At 54.4% G+C, this 19,683-nt stretch carries 16 protein-coding genes; 4 read left to right on the top strand and 12 right to left on the bottom strand.

What is annotated here, in order from left to right; translation table 11 throughout:
• Positions 1 to 10: 10 nt before the first annotated feature.
• From rsmG to argS, 11 genes are all read right to left on the bottom strand, one after another.
• Positions 11 to 718 (bottom strand): 16S rRNA (guanine(527)-N(7))-methyltransferase RsmG, encoded by a 708-nt coding sequence (gene rsmG, locus ACZ41M_RS09360; protein ID WP_464731421.1) that lies wholly within the window; start codon positions 716 to 718, stop codon positions 11 to 13.
• Entirely contained in the window at positions 711 to 2,654 is a 1,944-nt protein-coding gene (gene mnmG / locus ACZ41M_RS09355) for a tRNA uridine-5-carboxymethylaminomethyl(34) synthesis enzyme MnmG (RefSeq protein ID WP_464731422.1), read from the bottom strand. Before mnmG ends, rsmG begins: the two co-directional genes overlap by 8 nt.
• A gap of 147 nt (positions 2,655 to 2,801) precedes the next feature.
• Positions 2,802 to 3,599 carry a sulfite exporter TauE/SafE family protein gene (locus ACZ41M_RS09350; protein ID WP_464731423.1) on the bottom strand — a complete coding sequence of 266 codons (798 nt, stop codon included), beginning with the start codon at positions 3,597 to 3,599 and terminating at the stop codon, positions 2,802 to 2,804.
• A gap of 18 nt (positions 3,600 to 3,617) precedes the next feature.
• The gene (locus tag ACZ41M_RS09345; RefSeq protein WP_464731424.1) at positions 3,618 to 4,688 is read right to left on the bottom strand and encodes an asparaginase; all 1,071 of its coding nucleotides are present in this window, start codon (positions 4,686 to 4,688) and stop codon (positions 3,618 to 3,620) included.
• Between the two features lie 9 nt (positions 4,689 to 4,697).
• Entirely contained in the window at positions 4,698 to 6,017 is a 1,320-nt protein-coding gene (gene mltB, locus ACZ41M_RS09340) for a lytic murein transglycosylase B (protein WP_464731425.1), read from the bottom strand.
• A gap of 11 nt (positions 6,018 to 6,028) precedes the next feature.
• A complete protein-coding gene (aceK, locus tag ACZ41M_RS09335; RefSeq protein WP_464731426.1) occupies positions 6,029 to 7,819 on the bottom strand; it encodes a bifunctional isocitrate dehydrogenase kinase/phosphatase in 1,791 nt (596 codons plus the stop codon).
• Positions 7,820 to 7,839: 20 nt separating this feature from the next.
• Positions 7,840 to 8,661: an SDR family oxidoreductase gene (locus tag ACZ41M_RS09330; RefSeq protein WP_464731427.1), complete on the bottom strand. Its 822-nt coding sequence runs from the start codon at positions 8,659 to 8,661 to the stop codon at positions 7,840 to 7,842.
• Between the two features lie 158 nt (positions 8,662 to 8,819).
• Positions 8,820 to 9,584, bottom strand: a complete 765-nt coding sequence (locus tag ACZ41M_RS09325) for a thiol:disulfide interchange protein DsbA/DsbL (RefSeq protein WP_464731428.1) — start codon at positions 9,582 to 9,584, stop codon at positions 8,820 to 8,822.
• A 199-nt stretch (positions 9,585 to 9,783) separates the two neighbouring features.
• Positions 9,784 to 10,452: a thiol:disulfide interchange protein DsbA/DsbL gene (locus ACZ41M_RS09320; protein WP_464731429.1), complete on the bottom strand. Its 669-nt coding sequence runs from the start codon at positions 10,450 to 10,452 to the stop codon at positions 9,784 to 9,786.
• Positions 10,453 to 10,522: 70 nt separating this feature from the next.
• The gene (locus tag ACZ41M_RS09315) at positions 10,523 to 11,308 is read right to left on the bottom strand and encodes an SPOR domain-containing protein (protein ID WP_464731430.1); all 786 of its coding nucleotides are present in this window, start codon (positions 11,306 to 11,308) and stop codon (positions 10,523 to 10,525) included.
• A gap of 117 nt (positions 11,309 to 11,425) precedes the next feature.
• Entirely contained in the window at positions 11,426 to 13,084 is a 1,659-nt protein-coding gene (gene argS, locus ACZ41M_RS09310; RefSeq protein WP_464731431.1) for an arginine--tRNA ligase, read from the bottom strand.
• Between the two features lie 261 nt (positions 13,085 to 13,345).
• On the opposite strand from argS, the gene ACZ41M_RS09305 reads away from it, so the two are divergent.
• From ACZ41M_RS09305 to ACZ41M_RS09290, 4 genes are all read left to right on the top strand, one after another.
• Complete coding sequence (locus ACZ41M_RS09305; protein ID WP_464731432.1) at positions 13,346 to 13,636, top strand: hypothetical protein; 291 nt, start codon at positions 13,346 to 13,348, stop codon at positions 13,634 to 13,636.
• 52 nt (positions 13,637 to 13,688) lie between these two features.
• Positions 13,689 to 13,859, top strand: coding sequence for a hypothetical protein (locus ACZ41M_RS09300; protein WP_464731433.1), 171 nt, complete (start codon positions 13,689 to 13,691; stop codon positions 13,857 to 13,859).
• 9 nt (positions 13,860 to 13,868) lie between these two features.
• Entirely contained in the window at positions 13,869 to 14,789 is a 921-nt protein-coding gene (locus ACZ41M_RS09295; protein ID WP_464731434.1) for a low temperature requirement protein A, read from the top strand.
• A 199-nt stretch (positions 14,790 to 14,988) separates the two neighbouring features.
• Positions 14,989 to 16,863 (top strand): calcium-binding protein, encoded by a 1,875-nt coding sequence (locus ACZ41M_RS09290; RefSeq protein ID WP_464731435.1) that lies wholly within the window; start codon positions 14,989 to 14,991, stop codon positions 16,861 to 16,863.
• A gap of 135 nt (positions 16,864 to 16,998) precedes the next feature.
• Here the strand turns inward: ACZ41M_RS09290 and clpB are convergent, their stop codons facing one another.
• Entirely contained in the window at positions 16,999 to 19,590 is a 2,592-nt protein-coding gene (gene clpB / locus ACZ41M_RS09285; RefSeq protein WP_464731436.1) for an ATP-dependent chaperone ClpB, read from the bottom strand.
• Positions 19,591 to 19,683 lie beyond the last annotated feature (93 nt).

Genomic DNA, 19,683 nt, shown 5'->3' with positions numbered 1-19,683 from the left:
TGTCTTTGGGTTATTTCGGATGATGCGAGGGGTTGGTTCTGCTGATTTTAACCAAATGTCGCTGTGCATTCAGTTGCGGGACGTGAATTTCGTGCGGCTCAATCTGCCATTGGTGCTCAAAAGCTTGCTGCAAGGCGTCCATTTCCTCGCTCGGGAAGACGCCCTTCATCGCAGCGAAGCAGCCGTCCGCCTGCAAAACGTGTTCGGACAATTGAACAAAATTGATCAGGCTGGAAAATGCGCGACTGGTGATGAGGTCAAATTGTGCCTCGGTTGGTAAGTCCTCGACTTTACCGTTAATCACCGTTAGATTGTCCAACTGCAATTGCGCTTTGACCTGTTGTAAGAACGCGGTTTTTTTGTGCACCGGATCAATCAGGGTCAAGGACCATTGCGGGCGCATGATGGCCAAAACCACACCGGGCAAACCGCCGCCCGTGCCGACATCCAGGATTTTTGTCTTGGGTTTGTTGGCCAGCCATGCGTCAAGTAGACCGATGATAGCTAAAGAATCCAGTAAGTGAGCACTCACAATTTCGTCGGTTTTACGAATCGCAGTGAGGTTATAGACGGGGTTCCACTTGGCCATCAATGACAGGTATTCGAGCAGCGCATCAATCTGTCCCTGATTTATTGCAAGCGTCATTTCGGTCACGCCATCGGTCAATAATTCGCGTGCGCGGGTGGCGTCAAAGCGCATGATACCGGCTTTACTCATCGCCCTGCTCCGTGTTTGGTTTGAGCGCTTGGCTCTGATTCAGGCGTTTGATGTGCACCAGCAGCAGCGAAATCGCCGCCGGCGTTACACCCGAAATCCGCGCCGCTTGACCGATGGTTTCGGGCGAGTGATCGCTCAGTTTGTGTTTCACTTCATTCGACAGACCTTTGACTTCTTGGTAATTCAGTCCCTTTGGAATATGCGTGGTTTCGTGGTTGGCGTGCTTGCTGATTTCCTCTTTTTGCCGCTCGATGTAACCCGCGTATTTGATGTCAATTTCTACCTGCTCGCGGATGAGTTTGTTTTCTATCGCATCGTCGTGCAATGCTTGCTCGGGTTGGAATCGTGCGTCGTCTACATTCATCAAGGCGTCGTATGTGACATTCGGGCGGCGCAACAAATCGGCCAGATTGTATTCGCGCTCAATCGCTTTGCCAAGTAATTGCTGCGCGGCCTCAGCGGAGAAGTTGTTCGGATGCACCCAAGTGGATTTGAGTCGCTGCTTCTCGCGTTCGATCGCTTCGCGTTTGCGCTCGAAATACGCCCATTGCTCATCGCAGACCAAGCCCAGTTCGCGGCCAATCGGTGTGAGGCGCACATCGGCGTTGTCTTCGCGCAGGCTCAGACGGTATTCGGCACGGCTGGTGAACATACGGTACGGCTCGGACACCCCTTTGGTGATCAAGTCGTCCACCAGTACGCCGAGGTAGGATTCGTGCCGCGTCGGGCGCCATTCATCTTTGTTTTGTGCGCGGCGCGCGGCATTTGCACCCGCGAGTAGACCTTGTGCGGCGGCCTCTTCGTAGCCGGTCGTACCATTGATTTGGCCGGCGAAGTAGAGATTGTCAATCGCTTTGGTCTCAAACGTGGCTTTCAGCCCGCGTGGATCGAAGTAGTCGTATTCAATGGCATAGCCAGGGCGTAAAATATGGGCATTTTCCAAGCCGACCATCGAGCGAACCAAATCAATTTGCACATCAAACGGTAAACTGGTGGAAATGCCATTCGGGTAAAACTCGTTTGTAGTCAGTCCCTCTGGCTCCAAGAAAATCTGGTGCTGATTTTTGTCGGCAAAGCGGTGAATTTTGTCCTCAATCGATGGGCAATAGCGTGGACCGACGCCCTCGATCACGCCGGTATACATTGGCGAGCGACTCAAGCCGCCGCGGATGATCTCATGGGTGCGCTCATTGGTGTGTGTAATCCAGCATGGCACTTGGCGCGGATGCTGCTCCGCCCGCCCCATGAAGGAGAATACCGGTACAGGGTCTAAGTCGCCGGGCTGCTCGGTGATACGCGCAAAGTCAATCGTGCGACCGTCAATGCGCGGCGGCGTGCCGGTTTTGAGTCTGCCCTGCCCCAAGTTTAACTCTTTCAAACGTTCGGATAGTTTGACCGAAGCGGGATCGCCTGCGCGGCCACCTTGGGTATTTTGTAATCCGACATGGATTTTACCGCCTAGGAATGTGCCAGCGGTCAGCACCACGCAGGTGGCGTTGAACTGAATCCCGAGTTCGGTCAGGACGCCGCTGACGCGATCGCCATTAACCACCAAATCAGCGGCGGCTTGCTGGAATAAGTCTAAATTGGGCTGATTTTCCAAGGCGGTACGCACTGCTTGTTTGTACAGTAGGCGATCCGCTTGCGCGCGCGTGGCGCGTACGGCGGGGCCTTTGCTCGAATTTAGGATGCGAAATTGAATGCCGCCCAGATCGGTGGCGCGCGCCATCAGGCCGCCGAGCGCATCGATTTCCTTGACTAAGTGCCCTTTTCCAATGCCGCCAATGGAGGGATTGCAGCTCATCTGCCCCAGTGTTTCTATGTTGTGGGTGAGCAATAAGGTTTGACAGCCGATGCGCGCAGCCGCCAGTGCGGCTTCGGTGCCTGCGTGGCCGCCGCCGATGACGATGACATCATAATGTTTGGAAAAAATCATTTTGTTCAATGCGTTATTTGTTTTTGAGATGATATTATAACGCAGAACGATTTTTACCCGATTGATGTTTCACGTGAAACATCGGGTTTTAGATGAATGAGTGGGTTTTTTGTCGATTGTTTCACGTGGAACAATCGGCGGAAATGTTTAACTGATGAATGGTAAAACCGTGTCGTAGGCAAATTTGCTGATAATCACACATAAAACCACGATCAATATTTTTCGGATGAGCGGTGAACCGTAGCGCGTCACCACATGCGTACCGACCAAGGCGCCTAAAATATTCGCTGCGCCCATCGCCAAACCGATACCCCACAGCAAATAACCATGTGGCACAAAGAATGCAAGCGCGGCAAAATTGGTTGATAAGTTCACCACTTTGGAATGTGCGGTTGCGCTCAGGAAATCAAAGCCGAACCATTTGACAAACGCAAAAGCCAACAACGATCCCGTGCCCGGACCAAAAAAGCCATCATAAAAGCCTATGGTAGCCCCTAGGGCCAAACCGGCGAATATTTCGTGCTTTTGTGAAAATTTTGGCTCATGCACATGACCCATATCTTTTTTGTGAAAGGTGTAGATCACCATCAAAATCATCAACACCAACATAATGGGGCGCAAATATTCCTTTGGCAAATACGGAATGGTTTTTGCGCCGAGATAGGAAAAGATCAATGCCATGACTACTGCGCCGAACAACATCTGCCAGCGCAGGCGGACATGTCGCGCGTAACGCCATGTGGCCACCGAGGTGCCGGAAAAACTTGCGAGCTTATTGGTGCCGTGCAAGATGGTGGGTGCTTGATTCGGGTAGATCGAGAAAATCCCCGGTAATTGAATCAATCCGCCGCCGCCAACCGCTGAATCAATCAGTCCCGCCAAAAAAGCCAGTGGCAACAGCAGAAACAATTCGGGCGAGAGTAATTGTTGAGCAATGTCTGGCATGAGCGATTGTTGAGTGAATTAGTGAACGGGGCTTTTGAGTAAATCAAAACCGGATTGCACCACGGTCAATGGTGCAGCGGTTGCGCCCGCTTGTGCGAGCAACAGTTGCGCATAAATCCGTGCTTTGTGCGCCGGTAAATCATGACTCATGACCGCGCCCATTTTGAGCAGCGACTGTCCTCCGCCGATGTAACCGTAGACCGGTTCGGTCTCGCCCAGTGGCGAGCGTGAAGCGATGATGACCGCAATGCCCTGCGTCAATGCGCGCTCAATCGCCGCGCTGATGCTCGGATTGACATTGCCTGCGCCGAGCGCTTGCACGACAATGGCGGCAGAGCCAGATTGGATGCATACATCGATAAACAATGAGTCACAAGCAATGTGAGCGCTTACTATATCAACCCTCGGCAGTTCTATGGGCTGGCTGTAAAAAGCGGATGATGGCTCGCTGAGTGCAATGCTGGGCAGTGCTCGGGCAGCCGAGCTGTGAAAGAGTACGGTACGCGCGTTGTCGGTGTGGCTGCTGCGAACTTCACCTAAAGTCGCGTGCTCCAAAGAGCCGAATGCATCGGTGCGTGTGGTGTGTAGTTTGCGCACATGACGTGCGGTGTGGATGCGGCCATACATACAAACCATCGCGCCACGACCACGCGCGGCGGCGTCTTGCGCGACGAGTACCGCGTTCAATAAATTGTCCGCCCCGTCGCCGTCGGCTTCGTCCGCGCTGCGCATGGCGCCGGTGAGTACGATCGGTTTGTCGTGCAATTGTTCGTTGCTCAATGAGGCATCCAGGAAAAAGGCGGTTTCTTCCAGCGTGTCCGTGCCCTGTACCACCACCACGCCGCAGATGGTGTCATCGGCGTAGGCGGTGATGATGGCTTGGCGCAATTGCAGCCAATGCTCGGTGGTGAGGTGTGCTGAGGCAACATTGCTCAACTGGTGTGTGCTCAGCGCGGCAGCGTGCGCCAATGCCGGAATGGCGGCGATCAGCTCGTCACCGCTGTTGGCGGGCACCAATTGCCCGTGTGCGTTGGTACGCATGGCGATGGTGCCGCCGGTGAAGATGATGTGGACGCGATTTTGGCTCATGGTGTTGGTTTATTTGCTGGGCGTTACCACTTTTTTCTTCGGATCAACGCCCTTGGCGGCATTGCTGCCTGCGGTGGGGGCGGTTTTTGTGCTTGCTTTCGGTGTGGCCGTAGCGGCAGGTTTGACTGCGGTTTTGCTGGTCGAAGTGCTGGCCTTGGTGTTAGTCGCAGTGCTGGCTGGTTTGGTCGATGAGGTTGTAGGCTTTGCAGCCGGTTTCGTCGCGGGTTTTGCTGCTGGCGTAGGCGCTTTGGTGCTTGCGCCACCCGCATCATAGGATTTCTTCACCGCCGCGCCCAGCTCGTATACGGACATGGCGTACATATAGCTCTTGTTGTAGCGCGTGATGGCGTAGAAGTTTTTCGAGCCGAGTACGTATTGCGCCGGATTGTCGCCGTTTGGCAGGTCAATCAGCGAGAGTTTGACGTCGGCTGGAATGCTTTCCGGTGAGCTGATGCCATACGGTTTGAGTTCGCTGATGGTTTTGGACGGTTCGATCGGCAATTTGAGCGCGTCGGCGATTTTCGGTTTTTGGTCAAACTGTACGGCGTAAATCACGTCCAAACCTTTTTGCCAGCCGCCTTTATTTTTGAGGAAATTGGCCACACTGCCGATGGCGTCGGCATTGCTGTTGCGCAGATCGACTTTGCCGTCGCCGTCAAAATCGACGCCGTAGTCGCGCCATGAGTCGGGCATGAACTGCGGAATGCCAATCGCGCCGGCGTAGGAGCCGGTGACCGAGCGCAGCGGCATTTTGTTCTCGCGCGTGAGGATGATGTATTCTTCGAGGAATTCTTTGTATTCGGCTGAGCGGCGCGGATAGTCAAACGCGAGCGTGGTCAGTACGTCGAAAATATTGTTGTCGCCCATATAGCGACCGTAGATGGTTTCGGCGCCGATGATGCCGACGATGATATATTCGGGTACGCCGTATTCACGCGTGGCGCGGCTGAGGGTCGCGGCGTTGTTTTTCCAGAAATTCACACCGGCGCGAATGCGAATCGGCTCGATGTAGCGCGAGCGATACGTGGTCCAGTTTTTCTTGAAATTCGGGTCGGGTTTGTCGCGCTCGAGTTGGCGCAATACGGTGTCCATGCGTTCAGCTTGAGCGAAGGCTTTGAGCAAATCGGCTTTAGGGTAGTCGTATTTGGCATTGAGTTGCTCAACGAATTTCTGTACATCAGCGCGCTCGGCGTAGTTGTTGCCCAGTGTCGCAGAGGTGCTGGTCGTGTTGTTGGATGCGTCCGGTGCGGCATTGGCTGTGCCGATGGTGCCGCAGGCGGCGAGCATGAGGCCGATGGATACGGCCAATGTGGTGCGTGTGCGTGACATAATTCCTCCTGTTATTCGGTGTGTTCGGGGTGAAACTCCGCGTAGCCGGATTCGGCAAAGCGTAAATGATGGGGATACGGGTAAAAATCCTCAATGTGACCGGCGCGGATGCGCTCTTGGTGCTCTTTCCAATAACGCCAGTCGAGTAAATCCGCATGATACCGCATGAAGACGTCTTTGACCTCGGGGTCGGTCAATAAAAATTTCGCGAACTCTTCAGGAAATACGTCAAAGCGATCCACCGAGAACCAAATCTCGCCGGCGACATCATCCTCGTCGTAGCGCGGTTTCGGAATCGGACGGAAACGGCAATCGGTCAAATATTCAATTTCGTCGTAGTCGTAGAAGACCACGCGGCCGCCGCGCGTCACGCCGAAGTTTTTAAACAGCAAATCGCCGGGGAAAATATTCGCGGCGATCAGGTCTTTGAGTGCGTTGCCGTACTCGATAATCGCATTGTCCTTCGCCGTTAAATCGCCTGCTTCGGTTGCGTCCTGCAAATACATATTCAGCGGCACCATGCGCCGCTCGATGTAAACGTGCTTGATGATGACCTCGTTGTCGGTCAGCTCGATTTCGCTGGGTGCCATGCGCAGGATTTCATCGATTAACTCTTGCGACATGCGGCTGCGCGGGAAATTCACGTTGGAAAATTCCAGCGAGTCGGCCATGCGTCCGACGCGATCGTGCTTTTTCACCAGTTGGTATTTTTGCTGCACCATTTCCTTATCCACCTCTTTCGGTGGCGAAATGATGTCCTTGATGATTTTGAACACATATGGGAACGACGGCAGTGTGAACACCAGCATCACCAAGCCTTTGATCCCCGGTGCGAGGATGAATTCGTCGGTTGAGTGGCGCATATGTTGTTTGTAATCGCGCGCAAACAGCGCTTTGCCCTGCTTTTGCAGGCCGATCATATTGTACAGTTCGGATTTGGGTTTGCTCGGCAAAATCGAGTGCAGGAAATTCACCACCGCCGATGGCACGTCACAATCAATCATGAAATACGCGCGGTTAAATGAGAACAGCGAATTGATGTGGCGCGTGTCGAGAATGATGGTGTCCGCTGCCAAGCCGCCCTCTTGGTCGTGCAAAATCGGAATCACAAACGGATACTCTAAAAAGCTGTTGATCACTTTGCCCAGAATATACGCACCCTTGTTGCGGTAAAACAATGAACTGACCACTTGAATTTGCAGGTTCGGACGCGGATGTTTAAACACCACCTTGTCCAAATGACGCAAGCGATCGATGATCGTCGCCACGTCGCGGTTCAAATCGGTGAACGGATGCGCCAACTGATAATCGTTGAACATCTTCACCAGCGCTTTGTGCCAGCCATCGCGAATCGGATAATAACTGCTGTACGTCACCGACTCCGAGTCAATGTACTCGGTTGAAATGATCGGACGGCTGAAAATGAATTCGTTGTGGAAATACTCCGCCTTGAGCACCTTGGTCGTGACCGAGTTGAAAAAGGTCTCCGCGCATTCCGGCTGCTTGTGATTCATCAGGCATTCGACATAATGATTTTTCACCTCGTGCCAAAACGCCTTGTTGTTTGGATGCACCTGCGCGTTGGCTGCCAGTGTATGCACGGTTTCAGCCACGCGCTCGTCGTAGTACTCGATACGGTCGGCCACCAGTTTTTGGATGTGCGGCCAGTCGCCCTTTTCAAACGAGACTTTCGCGGCGCGCGCGCATTCGCGAAAACGTGCGTAGTGGCGGTTAAAACCGTCCAATACTTTTTCAGATAAAGCCCGTGCCTCGGCCAGTTCGGTAGCGGATAAAGTGTTCATGGTGTTCTGCTGTTGTGTGCTTATGAAGAAGGATGCTGTGCGCTATCATCGGCTGTCGAGCTGTTTGGATTGAGCTCATGCGCACGCGGCTTATGCTTTTTGCCTGCAAACAATTTATCGAACAACGGGTTCGGCAACGCGCGCATCAGTTTCGCCACAACTCCCATCTGCCACGGAATCACCGCGTATGAGCATTTGCGCTCAATCACGCGCACCGCGCGGCGCGCAAACTCGTCAGGCTGAAGGATAAACGGCATCTGATACGGATTTTTCGCGGTTAAAGGTGTCGCCACATAACCCGGTGAAATGGTCAATACTGAGATGCCCGAGTCGCGCAGCTCGCCGCGCAGGCTTTCACAATAACTGATCACTGCCGCCTTTGAGGCGCAGTATGCCTCCGAGCCGGGCAGTCCGCGTATCCCCGCGACGCTGGCAATGCCGACGAGCGAGCCTTTTTTCGCCGCCTTCATCGGCGCAATGAACGGGTGAAACGTGCTTGCCATGGCAAACACATTGGTTTCAAACACCCGACGAATGTGCGCCAAATCCTCGTAATATTCCGTCCACGTGCCGACCGAAATACCCGCCGCAGCAATCACCACATCGGGCGCGCCGTGCTTGGCGATGAACGCGCGCGCCGCATCGTGCAGCTCGGTTTCGACCGTTACGTCCGCCGCATAAATTTCATGGTTCTCCGGATGATTCATGCGCGCACGAACATCCTCCAAAACCTCGCGGCGACGCCCGACCAAGCCAACCACTGCCCCTTTTTGGGCGTACTCCTGTGCCAGTGCTGCGCCGATGCCGCTGGATGCGCCGGTGATAAAAACGGTAAATGCCATGATGATCCTTATTTGCAAATGTGTGATGCGCTATTTTAACCCGTGTATGTGCTTCTGCGTGGGTTGCGATGCGTTTTGGCAAAATTATTAATGGCGATGGCTTGATAAAAAACAGGGCGCAATGTGCGCCCTGTTTGCTGTTATGCTGAATCGCGAAATTATTTGCCTTCTTCCAGCAATTTATTCACGACTTTTAAGGCCTCCGCCGTATCGCCCTTAACCACATACTTGCCATTGACGATCAGTGCGGGCACGCCTTCCAACTGATAGTTTTTGAATAACGCATCGGCGGTCACGATATTGGCATTGACCTCAAAGCTTTTGAACGCTTTGTCCCAGGCGGCTTTGTCCACGCCGTTCTCAACCATAAATTCGCTGATTTTGTCCTCAGCCGTCAGAGCGCGGCCTTGATCCTGAATCGCGGCAAAAACTTTGTCATCCAGCGCGTCCGATTTGCCCAGTGCTTGCAGGGTCATGGCGATGCGTTGGTGCGACTGCATGGCGGCATTCCACTGCGCGTGGTAGCGCACGAAACGCACGTCGGATGGTAAAGTTTTTTTCCATGCTTGAACCGCTGGTTCGAGCTTGTAGCAGTGGCTGCAGCCATACCAGAAGAATTCTTGTACTTCTTTTTTGCCGTCTTTCGGCGGTTGTGGATTGGGCAGCTTGGTGTAGTCTTTACCCTCGGTGAGGGTCAGGCCTTTGGGTGAAAAGCTCTCGGCGGTGAAGGTCGGTTGTGCGGGTGCGCTGGCCGTGGTGTTCGCGCTACCACTGCTGCTGTTGCTCGGTTGCGTGACGATGTCGGATTTGCTACACGCAAACAATAAGGTGCTGGCAGAGAGTGCGCCGATCAGTGTTGCGCGGCGGGTGGATTGAGCCAAGGAGGCGAGCAAAGCAATGGACATATCAACCTTTCGTGTCATGTTTGGGTGTTGGGACGGTTTCATACCGCGTTTAACGGATGTGCCAGTGGTTAGATGAAGGGTTTCAAACAACCGACAAGGCGGGCATTTTATCCAGAAATTTGATACATATTATGAATCTATCGCACGTTACCCATTTAATTAATAAAGGGAACGAAGTCAGGAATGCGTCAAAGGATGCGTCATTATCGCTGGTTTTTCACGGCTGTGCATTTGTGTGCTGCTGCTCGTGTGCGACAAGGCGATCGAGGGTGTCAAACAACTGTTCGCTCGGAATCAGCGCATAGCGGCCATTGACCACCACGCTCGGTACACCGCGTAGCTCAAAGCGGCGAAATGCCTGCTGCGCCGCACGGACTTGGCGCGTGATGACGGCGCTGTTGTAGGTGCTTTGCCAGGTTTTTTTGTCAAAGCCTTGGCGCTGCGCCCAGCGTAACACCGTCGCGTCTGTCGCGAGACTTTTCGGATCGTTGTTCCAATCGGCGAATACCTGCTCGTGCAAATCCAGTCGGTTGAGTTGAGCCAAGGTGAAATACAAACGTTGTGGCGCGAGCATATCCGCACGCCAACTGACCGGCAGATAAATCAGGCGAACGTTGTCGGGCTGCTGTGCGCGCCAAGCGGTCAATTTTGGGGCGAAGTGGGCACAATGCGGGCAGGTGTAGCTGAAAAACTCAACCACTTCAACGGTGTTGAGCGGCGCGTTGGTCTCTACTTTGCCCGCTTGTCTGAGTGTCAGCACGTCGGCGCCGGGTTGCCATTCGTCGGCTGTTGCTGCTGACTGTGCGTGCAGGTCTGTGATGGGCGCGCAGACGAAAAACGCGCCGATGAGCGACGCGCCGAGCCAGTGAATCATGGTTTTTTTCATGTCTGTCCTGTATGTTACAAGCAGTTTCGTAGGCCAAATCAGTTTAAATCACGCTGTCCATTCGCATGGTTCAGGGTGTCATGTCCAGCACCACGCCTTTGATTTTTTGGTTGGCTGCTTGTGCGTCTTTAGCCGAGGCATAGCTGCCCACGCGCACACGGTAAATCGTGCCGTCGCTGGTTTGCTTTTTGGTAACGGTCGCCAATTGTCCTTGGGTTGCCAGTTGTTTTTTCAATTTTTGTGCATTTTGCTCGTCCGCAAAGCTGCCCGCCTGAATGGTGTAGTTGCCTTTTTTATTGGCCGCCTCGGGTGCGGTCACGGGTTTCACCGTCTTGGGTGTGTCCGTGCTCGGTGCTTTGGGAGCGGTTTTTGTGTCTGCTTTGGGCGCTGCTTTGCTGCCGTCAGCGGCGCTGTTGTCACTTGCAGGTTTGGTTTTGTTGCTAATCAGGTCGCCAATCGGGTCGTCGCTTTTCTTCGGTTTGCTTGCCGCGTCGCCGTCGGCCATCGCGGCATCATTGGTGGCTGGCTTTTGGCTTAAGCCCGTATTGGCAGGGGCTTGGCCGCTCATCAATACGCCGGTGCCGGAGCCCTGCTCATTGGCCGCAGGGTCGTTGCTGGGGGTTGTGACTACGCCGCCCGCAGTTTGATTGCCGTACAGCGGTGCGTTCGGGTCGGTGCTGCCGGTGGTTGGCGCAAGGCTGTTGGTATTGGCTTTATCGCGGAACGGACCGCCCGACATCGCGAAATAGGCGACGATCAGTGCGACGATCAGGCCGATGAGCATACCGATGCCGATGTTGAGAGCCGAGCCGGCATTGCGGCCAGAGGTACGGGAAGCGTGGGTGTTGTCGGTCATAGTGGTTCCAAAAAATGCTCAAAATCAATTGTTTAGCTATTTAATCTGTAATTTAAGGCAATAGTGTGGTGAAATTCTGTAGTGGATATAGAGCGGATATAGCGACGGTATAACGCATTACATGCGATTTGGTGCACTGACGCCGAGTAATTTTAGTCCGTTTTGTAAAACAATACGTGCGGCGCTGAGTAAATGCACGCGTGCGGTTTTCAAAGCCAGATCGTCGGTGAGTACGCGCTCGTTGCCGCCGCAGAAGCTGTGTACTGCTGCCGCTAAATCTTTGAGGTAATACACGACGTGGTGTGGCGCCAGATCGTCCGCTGCCACGGCCAAGGTGTCGGGGTACAAACTCATTTGTTGCATCAACGCCATTTCTGAGGCGGCGGTCAGTGGCGCGAGGGTTGCGGCGTCGGTGCCATTGACCTCGATACCGGCTTTTTCCAAAATCGAGCAAATGCGTGCGTGCGCGTATTGCACATAGTACACGGGATTTTCGTCCGATTGACTGACGGCGACGTCGATGTCGAATACGAATTCGGTGTCGGCTTTGCGCGAAATCATCAGGAAACGCACTGCGTCTTTATTCGTCCAGCCCACCAGATCACGCAGGGTGACGTAGGAACCGGCGCGTTTGGAGAGTTTTACCTCTTGACCGCCCTTCATCACCATTACCATTTTGTGCAGGATGTAGTCGGGATAGCCCTGTGGGATGCCGACATTGGACGCTTGCAGACCGGCGCGTACGCGCGCGATCGTGCCGTGGTGGTCGGTGCCTTGGATATTGATGACTTTGTGAAAGCCACGGCTCCATTTATTGATGTGATACGCCACGTCCGGCACAAAATAGGTGTAGCCGCCTTCGGCTTTGCGCATCACGCGGTCTTTGTCATCGCCAAAGTCGGTGGTGCGCAGCCACAGTGCGCCGCCCTCTTCATAAGTATGGCCTTGCTCGGTCAGGCGCGCGACGGTTTGCTCAACCGCGCCGCTGGTGTACAGCGAGGATTCGAGGAAGTATTCGTCAAATTTCAGACCGAAGGCATTCAAATCCAAATCCTGCTCGTTGCGCAGATACGCAACGGCGAACTCGCGAATCGCGTCCAAATCCGCCACGTCGCCTTGGGCGCACACGCCGTTGACGGTCTCGCCCGCCAAATACGCCTGCGCGATGTCCATGATGTAGTCGCCGCGATAGCCGTCCGCCGGAAAGCTCGGATCGTCTACGCCCAGCCCTTTGGCACGTGCTTGCACCGAGATGGCCAGATTGGCGATTTGTTGCCCTGCGTCGTTGTAGTAGAACTCGCGGTGAACGTCGTAACCTTGATGGCTTAACACCGAGCCGAGAATGTCGCCCAGCGCCGCTTGGCGCGCATGGCCGACGTGCAGCGGGCCGGTCGGATTGGCCGACACAAATTCGAGCATGACGCGTTCACCGGCGTGCGCGCTGGACGTGCCAAATTGCACACCCGTTTCGATCACGGTTTGAATCACCGATTGTTTGGCCGCGTCGGTCAGGCGAATGTTGATGAAGCCCGGACCGGCGATCTCCAGCGCGCCGATGTAGGGGTTGTCCGGCATGGCGTCGATCAGCTCCTGTGCCAGTTGGCGTGGGTTTTTGCCCAGCGGTTTGGCCAACTGCATGGCGATATTGCACGCGGCGTCGCCGTGCGCAGCCTGTTTCGGGCGCTCCAGCGTCGGCGTGACCTGCGTGTCTGGCGCTATGGTTTTGAGTGCGGTGGTGAAACTGTCAACAATACGGGTGCGAATTTGGCTTAACATAATTTTAGATTCGGTGAAAAATGTGTAGGCCGCCATTATACTCGGGTATCGCTCTATTCGCGCGGCGATTGATGTGCTGAATCACGCTGTGATTGCCCTGTTTGCGGCGTGAGACCATGTATTCTGGGTGCATCTTTTGAGCGATGCAATTGCGCCGAGCTAACAGTATAATGGCGCACGCGACAGGCTCTATCGCTTGTCCGGTTGTTCTGTCGCGTCCCACATCCACCGATTTTCCATTTATTGATTTCGAGGCCATTCATGACTACGCGTCACATCGTTCGCATCAACCCGCTGCACAGCAGCATTTTACTGACCGTGATGTACACCGTCACCGCATTGATTGTATTTTTGTTCGGTTTTTTATTCACCACCGTGTCCAGCGGATTTGATTTGAAACAAGCGTTTGCCGGTTTGACCGCCGAGACCGTGTGGTCGGCGGTGGCGATTAATTTAGTGTTGGTCTTTGCCGGATCGTTTTTGCTGACCCTGATTTATAATTTTTTGGCGAAATATCTGGGCGGCATTGAAATCACCTTGGATGACGACTAAACTCGCCGCAACATAATAATATCAATAACCTATCATTTGTCGGGATAGCACCATGAGCCATCACCCCCACACAGCAGAATCCACACGCATCGCCGATTGCACACCCGCATGGCGCAAAATGTTGGCACGTTCGCCGAACGAGTCGCATCGCGTGGCTTCTACCTTGGAATTATTATTCGATTTGGTTTTTGTCGTGGCGATTTCCGCCGCAGCGGGGCAATAGCATCATGCCTTGGCCAATGGTCACGCGGCGCACGGCGTGGTCAGCTATCTGATGGTGTTTGTGTCCATCTGGTGGGCGTGGATGAATTTTTCATGGTTCGCCTCGGCCTTTGATAACGATGATGTGCCGTATCGCATCGCGGTTTTTGTGCAGATGGCGGGTGCATTGATGATTGCCGCCGGCGCTGAGAGTGCGTTTGAGGGGCATTGGCTGCCGATGGTGCTGGGTTATACCGTTATCCGTATCGTGTCGGTTTTGCAATGGTTGCGCGCCGGACGGCATAATCCGCATCTGCGTTCCGCGACCACGCGCTATGCGCTGGGTATTTTTGTCATGCAATTGGGCTGGTTTGCCTTGGTATTTTTTGGCACACCATCAACCTTTTTGCCGATTTTCTTGCTGTTGGTGGTGTTTGAGCTGCTGGTGCCGATGTGGGCGGAAAAGGCGGTGATGACGCCATGGCATCCGCACCACATTGCCGAGCGTTATGGTTTGCTGACTTTGATCGTATTGGGTGAGTCTATTTTGTCCACGGCCAAGGCGGTGCAAGGCGGTATCGTTGAGCATTTTCTCGATGTGAACTTTATGCTCGCGTGTTTGGGGGCGCTGCTGGTGATCTTTTGTATGTGGTGGATTTATTTTGAAGAGGAAGGCGTGGCGCATCGTTTGAATAATTATAAAACCGCGTTTTACTGGGGTTACGGGCATTATTTTGTGTTCGCCTCGGCGGCCGCTGCTGGCGCTGGTTTGGCTGCGCAGGTGGATTTTCGTTTGGGACATGCGCAGGGTCTTTCCGCTGGCGGCTCTGGCTGTGTTGACCACGCCGTTGTTCACCGATGCGCTGAACATCGCCATCGGCTTGATTTTGGTGTCGGCGTTGATGGTGCGGACGTGGTTGGCTTGGCGGAAATAGTGGGGCTGCGCCAGTAAGCGCGATATGAATGAAACATACGTGCGGGCTACTTTAGCGCGTGCCAAATGATCGGGCGACTCAGTGGGTCGCCCGTTTTGCGTCTGGTCGGTTGTGATCCGAATGGATTTAAATTACACTCGCCAAACGCAGTGGGACGAACGTTCGTTTCAGCCACGCTGCGATATAACAAAAGTATATTGAACAGGAGACAAAACGATGGGAATGTTTGACTATAAGTCATACTCGTCCGAGGAGTCGGTCGAGCTTTTTACGACGGCGTACCGCTTGGCGACGTATGCCAATATCGCGGGAATCGCTGGCTTGCCTACAGAGTCGATGGTGCAATCGATCAGTGATGCGGTTCTTAACAGCGGTTTGTATCCGAATGTGGTCAATGCCGGTTTGCCCGATGGTTGGCGTGAACTGACGCCGACGGATTTATCCTTGCCCGCCAGTGCGGTGGATTCGTGGGGGCAGTATATCATTGCCAGTCCGATCACCGGCGAGACGCTCAGTGGGCCGCAGGCGAAAATTCTCGGTGAGTACGATGCGCAGGGTAATTTGACCCGCGTGGCGGTGTCGTTCACAGGGACGAATTCGCCGGTGGATATCGTGGATTATTTTCAGTTGAACACAGGTGAGTTGGCGCCGAATATGGCGCCTTTGCTGACGGCGGTGCGTGATTTTGTGCTGAAAAATGGCTTGGGTGCCGATGATGTGATTGTCACCGGTTATAGCTTGGGTGGCGGCATGGCGAATTTGATGGCGGAATACCGCGAATCATTGGTCGGTGGCTTTTTTGCCGATGCCAACTATGTGGGCTGCGCTTCACCGTTGATCTGTGATGCGCCGGGCGTGGTGCTCAATTATGGTTATGAAAATGACGTGGTCTACCGCATTGTCGGGGACGAAGCGACGTGGCAGGATGCCATTGCGGCGGGCGATCCGGGCTTGGTTAATCCGGACAATAGGTACGACTCCACGCGCGATAATATTGTGCTGTTTGACGATATGTACGCCTCGCCGCTGTGGAGCCTGACGCCCTTCTCGATTGCGAATATTCCGGTGGCGTGGTACGCGCATATTGACGGCGTATTCAGCGATGCGACGCTGCGTATTGCGAATAATCCGTTTTATGAATTCATGGAACGCGACAGCACCACCATTGTGGCGAATTTGTCCGCTCTGTCGCGCGGCATCACGTGGGTGCAGGACAAACAGACCGTCACATCAGACCACTATGGAACGACAGCATTTATCATCGGTTCTCAATACGATGATTTGTTGCAAGGCGGCGTGGCGGGCGATTATCTCTACGGCGGTGCGGGCAATGATACGATCAAAACTGGTGCGGGTGCGGATCGTGTTGATGGCGGCGCGGGTAAGGACAATCTGCGTTTAGAGGGAAGCCAATCGGACTGGGATGTGTACCGATTGTCCGACGGCACGTTGTTTTTTAACGCGCATAACGGCACAGGTTTGAAGCAAGCCGAGGGTGTCGAGCAGATTTCGTTTGAAAACGAGTGGCTCAGCTGGACGCGTCCTTATGATGTGACGGCGAGCGGCTTGGAAGACAATCGTTCGCTGATTTCGTGGTTTGATCAGGATGTCGCTTATCGAAAAGCCACCGAAGGCACCACTGGCAACGATGTGCTTTCGGGCAAAGCGGTGTTTGGCCAAGACGGCAACGATGTGTTGACAGCGCTCAGCAGCGGTAGCCTGCTGCACGGCGGCGAAGGCAATGATGCGCTCAAAGGCGGCTCGGGCAACGATGCGCTGTACGGCGCGGAAGGTAACGACGTGCTGTATGCCTCGGCAGGCTATGACCAGCTCTACGGTGGTGTGGGCGACGATGTGTTCCGTTTGGGCGCGTCTGCGAACAACACGCACATCATGGACTTTAATCAAGCCAACGGTGACCATGACCGATTGCTGTTTGCCCATACGGTTTTTGGCTCAACGGCGGCCTTGGGTGCTGCGGCGCATCAGGTGGCGAACGATGTAGTCATTGCACAAGGCAATTTCCATCTGACTGTACACGACGCGTTGTTGCAAGAGGTTTTGTATAGCTCGGCGATTATCGTGGGCTAAGAGGTGTACGAGAAATAAGAGCGCGAGTTCTGTGCCAACAAAATCATACCCAGTATAAAAACAGGGGCGGCCTTTCGGCCGCCCCGCTGTTTGTATGGTGGTTAGATAACGATGGCGCTCGATATGCGTTTCGAGTTACGCCAACACGATTTTGCCGTCGCGGTAATCCACCGTCACCGTGTCTTTTGGCGCGTACTGCCCTGCCAAAATTGCTCGGGCCAATGGGTTTTCGATCAACTGGCTGATCGCACGTTTGAGCGGGCGAGCGCCATACGTCGGGTCGAAGCCCTCTTTCGCCACCTCGGCCAGCGCCGCGTCGGTCACGTGCAGAATCATTTCCTGATCGGCCAGACGCGCAGCCAAACGTTCCAATTGGATCTTCGCGATGCCTTGAATGTGCTCGGCTTTGAGGCTGTGGAACACCACGACTTCATCAATGCGGTTGATGAATTCAGGGCGGAAATACTGCTTCACTTCCTCCATCACCGCGACCTTGATCGCGTCGTCCGGCGTGCCCATATCGGCCAAGCGCGCGATTTCGTGCGAGCCGAGGTTCGATGTCATGACGATCACGGTATTGCGAAAATCGACCGTGCGCCCTTGACCATCGGTCATGCGGCCATCGTCCAGTACCTGCAATAACACGTTGAACACGTCCGGATGCGCCTTTTCTACCTCGTCGAACAAAATCACGCTGTACGGTTTGCGTCGCACTTGCTCGGTCAGATAACCGCCCGATTCGTAGCCGACGTAGCCCGGCGGCGCGCCGATCAGACGTGCGACCGAGTGTTTCTCCATGTACTCGGACATGTCGATGCGGATCAGGTGGTCTTCCGAATCAAACAGGAACTGCGCCAAGGATTTGCACAGCTCGGTTTTGCCCACACCGGTCGCGCCGAGGAATAGGAACGAGCCGTACGGTTTGTTCGGGTCGGACAGACCGGCACGCGAACGGGTGATGACGTCGGCGACGCGGCGCACCGCTTCGTCCTGACCGACCACGCGCTTGTGCAGGTGTGCGGCCATTTCGAGCAATTTTTCGCGCTCACCTTGCATCATTTTCGAGACCGGAATGCCGGTCGCGCGGCTGACTACTTCGGCGATTTCGTCCACGCCGACTTGGGTTTTCAGTAGGCGCGGTTTATCGGTCGCGCTTTGCTCGGCTTCGGCGGATTCCGTTTGCGCCAATTGCTGCTCCAATTGCGGCAATTTGCCGTATTGGATTTCCGCCACTTTATCGAGCTTGCCTTGGCGTTGCAGTTCGATCATTTCGCCGCGCAAGGCGTCGATTTGTTCTTTGATGTGCGCGCTGCCCTGCGCCTGCGCTTTTTCGCTGCGCCAGATTTCCTCCAGCTCAGCCAGCTCTTTTTCCACCTCGGTGATTTCGGTTTCGATCAACTGCAAACGTTGCTTCGAAGCGTCGTCGGTCTCGCGCTTGACTGCTTCGCGTTCAATTTTGAGCTGGATCAGGCGGCGGTCGAGTTTATCGAGCGACTCGGGTTTGGAGTCAATCTCGATTTTGATGCGCGCCGCGGCTTCGTCAATCAGGTCAATCGCTTTGTCCGGCAAAAAGCGATCGGTGATGTAGCGGTTGGACAAAGTGGCCGCCGCGACAATCGCCGGATCGGTGATTTCCACGCCGTGATGCACTTCGTATTTCTCCTGCAAGCCGCGCAAAATCGCGATGGTGGACTCCACGCTGGGTTCTTCCACCATGACTTTTTGGAAACGGCGCTCCAGCGCGGCGTCTTTTTCCAAAGACTCGCGGTATTCGTTCAACGTGGTTGCGCCGATACAGTGCAAATCACCGCGCGCCAATGCCGGTTTGAGCATATTGCCCGCATCAATCGCGCCTTCGGCCTTGCCCGCGCCGACCATGGTGTGAATCTCGTCGATAAACATGATGGTTTGACCGGCGTCTTGCTCAACCTCGTTCAATACGGCTTTCAAGCGCTCCTCAAAATCGCCACGGTACTTCGCACCGGCCAGCAATGCCGCCATGTCCAGCACCAAAATGCGCTTGTCTTTCAGGCTGTCGGGCACCTCGCCGTTGACGATGCGCTGCGCCAAACCCTCAACGATCGCGGTTTTACCCACGCCCGGCTCACCGATCAGCACCGGATTGTTTTTGCTGCGACGTTGCAAAATCTGGATCGTGCGGCGAATCTCGTCGTCGCGGCCAATCACCGGATCGAGCTTGCCGCTGCGGGCGCGTTCGGTCAAATCCAGTGTGTATTTTTTCAATGCTTCACGGGTGTTTTCTGCGTTTGGGTTGTCCACGTTTTTCCCCTTTCTAATGCTTTCAATGGCGGCCAACAGGGTCTTTTCATTCAGGCCCATGCCGTTCAATACTTTTTTCAGGCTGTGTTTGCTCTTCTCGTCCAGCAAGGCGAGCAATAACATCTCGGACGCGACATAGCTGTCGCCGTATTTTTGCGCGTGCTGCTCTGCGCGCATGAGGGTCTGTGCCAAGTCCGAGGACAGCATCGGCATGCCCGAGGATTCCACCACGGGCAAGCCCTCCACCGCCTTTTTCACCTCGGCGCGCACGCGCGCCAGATCCACGCCGCCATAGCGTAATAAAGCAGGCACGCTGCTGTCCAAATCATCCAACATCGCCGACAAAACATGCGCTGCATCCATCGACGAATGGCCTTTTTCACTGGCCAAACCCTGCGCGCGTTGCAGCGCGCTTTGGAAACTACTGGTTAATTTATCTAAATTCATGATTTACCTTTATTTTCAATGTATTCCAGAACCAATCAATGGTCTGTTGCTGAAAAATATTTGGGGATGAAGGCGTTTCTTTTCAAGAAGAGA

Source organism: Puribacter membranae (assembly GCF_055380425.1).
Note: the sequence above shows the minus strand (reverse complement) of the source record. Positions and strands in the feature narration are given on the sequence as shown.

Coding starts and splice junctions, on each gene's coding strand:
- ACZ41M_RS09330 (WP_464731427.1), bottom strand. CDS start 8,661: ATGGCATTTACCGTTTTTATCACCGGCGCATCCAGCGGCATCGGCGCA.
- ACZ41M_RS09320 (WP_464731429.1), bottom strand. CDS start 10,452: ATGAAAAAAACCATGATTCACTGGCTCGGCGCGTCGCTCATCGGCGCG.
- mltB (WP_464731425.1), bottom strand. CDS start 6,017: ATGTCACGCACACGCACCACATTGGCCGTATCCATCGGCCTCATGCTC.
- aceK (WP_464731426.1), bottom strand. CDS start 7,819: ATGAACACTTTATCCGCTACCGAACTGGCCGAGGCACGGGCTTTATCT.
- ACZ41M_RS09345 (WP_464731424.1), bottom strand. CDS start 4,688: ATGAGCCAAAATCGCGTCCACATCATCTTCACCGGCGGCACCATCGCC.
- ACZ41M_RS09290 (WP_464731435.1), top strand. CDS start 14,989: ATGGGAATGTTTGACTATAAGTCATACTCGTCCGAGGAGTCGGTCGAG.
- clpB (WP_464731436.1), bottom strand. CDS start 19,590: ATGAATTTAGATAAATTAACCAGTAGTTTCCAAAGCGCGCTGCAACGC.
- ACZ41M_RS09325 (WP_464731428.1), bottom strand. CDS start 9,584: ATGACACGAAAGGTTGATATGTCCATTGCTTTGCTCGCCTCCTTGGCT.
- mnmG (WP_464731422.1), bottom strand. CDS start 2,654: ATGATTTTTTCCAAACATTATGATGTCATCGTCATCGGCGGCGGCCAC.
- ACZ41M_RS09305 (WP_464731432.1), top strand. CDS start 13,346: ATGACTACGCGTCACATCGTTCGCATCAACCCGCTGCACAGCAGCATT.
- ACZ41M_RS09315 (WP_464731430.1), bottom strand. CDS start 11,308: ATGACCGACAACACCCACGCTTCCCGTACCTCTGGCCGCAATGCCGGC.
- argS (WP_464731431.1), bottom strand. CDS start 13,084: ATGTTAAGCCAAATTCGCACCCGTATTGTTGACAGTTTCACCACCGCA.
- ACZ41M_RS09350 (WP_464731423.1), bottom strand. CDS start 3,599: ATGCCAGACATTGCTCAACAATTACTCTCGCCCGAATTGTTTCTGCTG.
- ACZ41M_RS09300 (WP_464731433.1), top strand. CDS start 13,689: ATGAGCCATCACCCCCACACAGCAGAATCCACACGCATCGCCGATTGC.
- rsmG (WP_464731421.1), bottom strand. CDS start 718: ATGAGTAAAGCCGGTATCATGCGCTTTGACGCCACCCGCGCACGCGAA.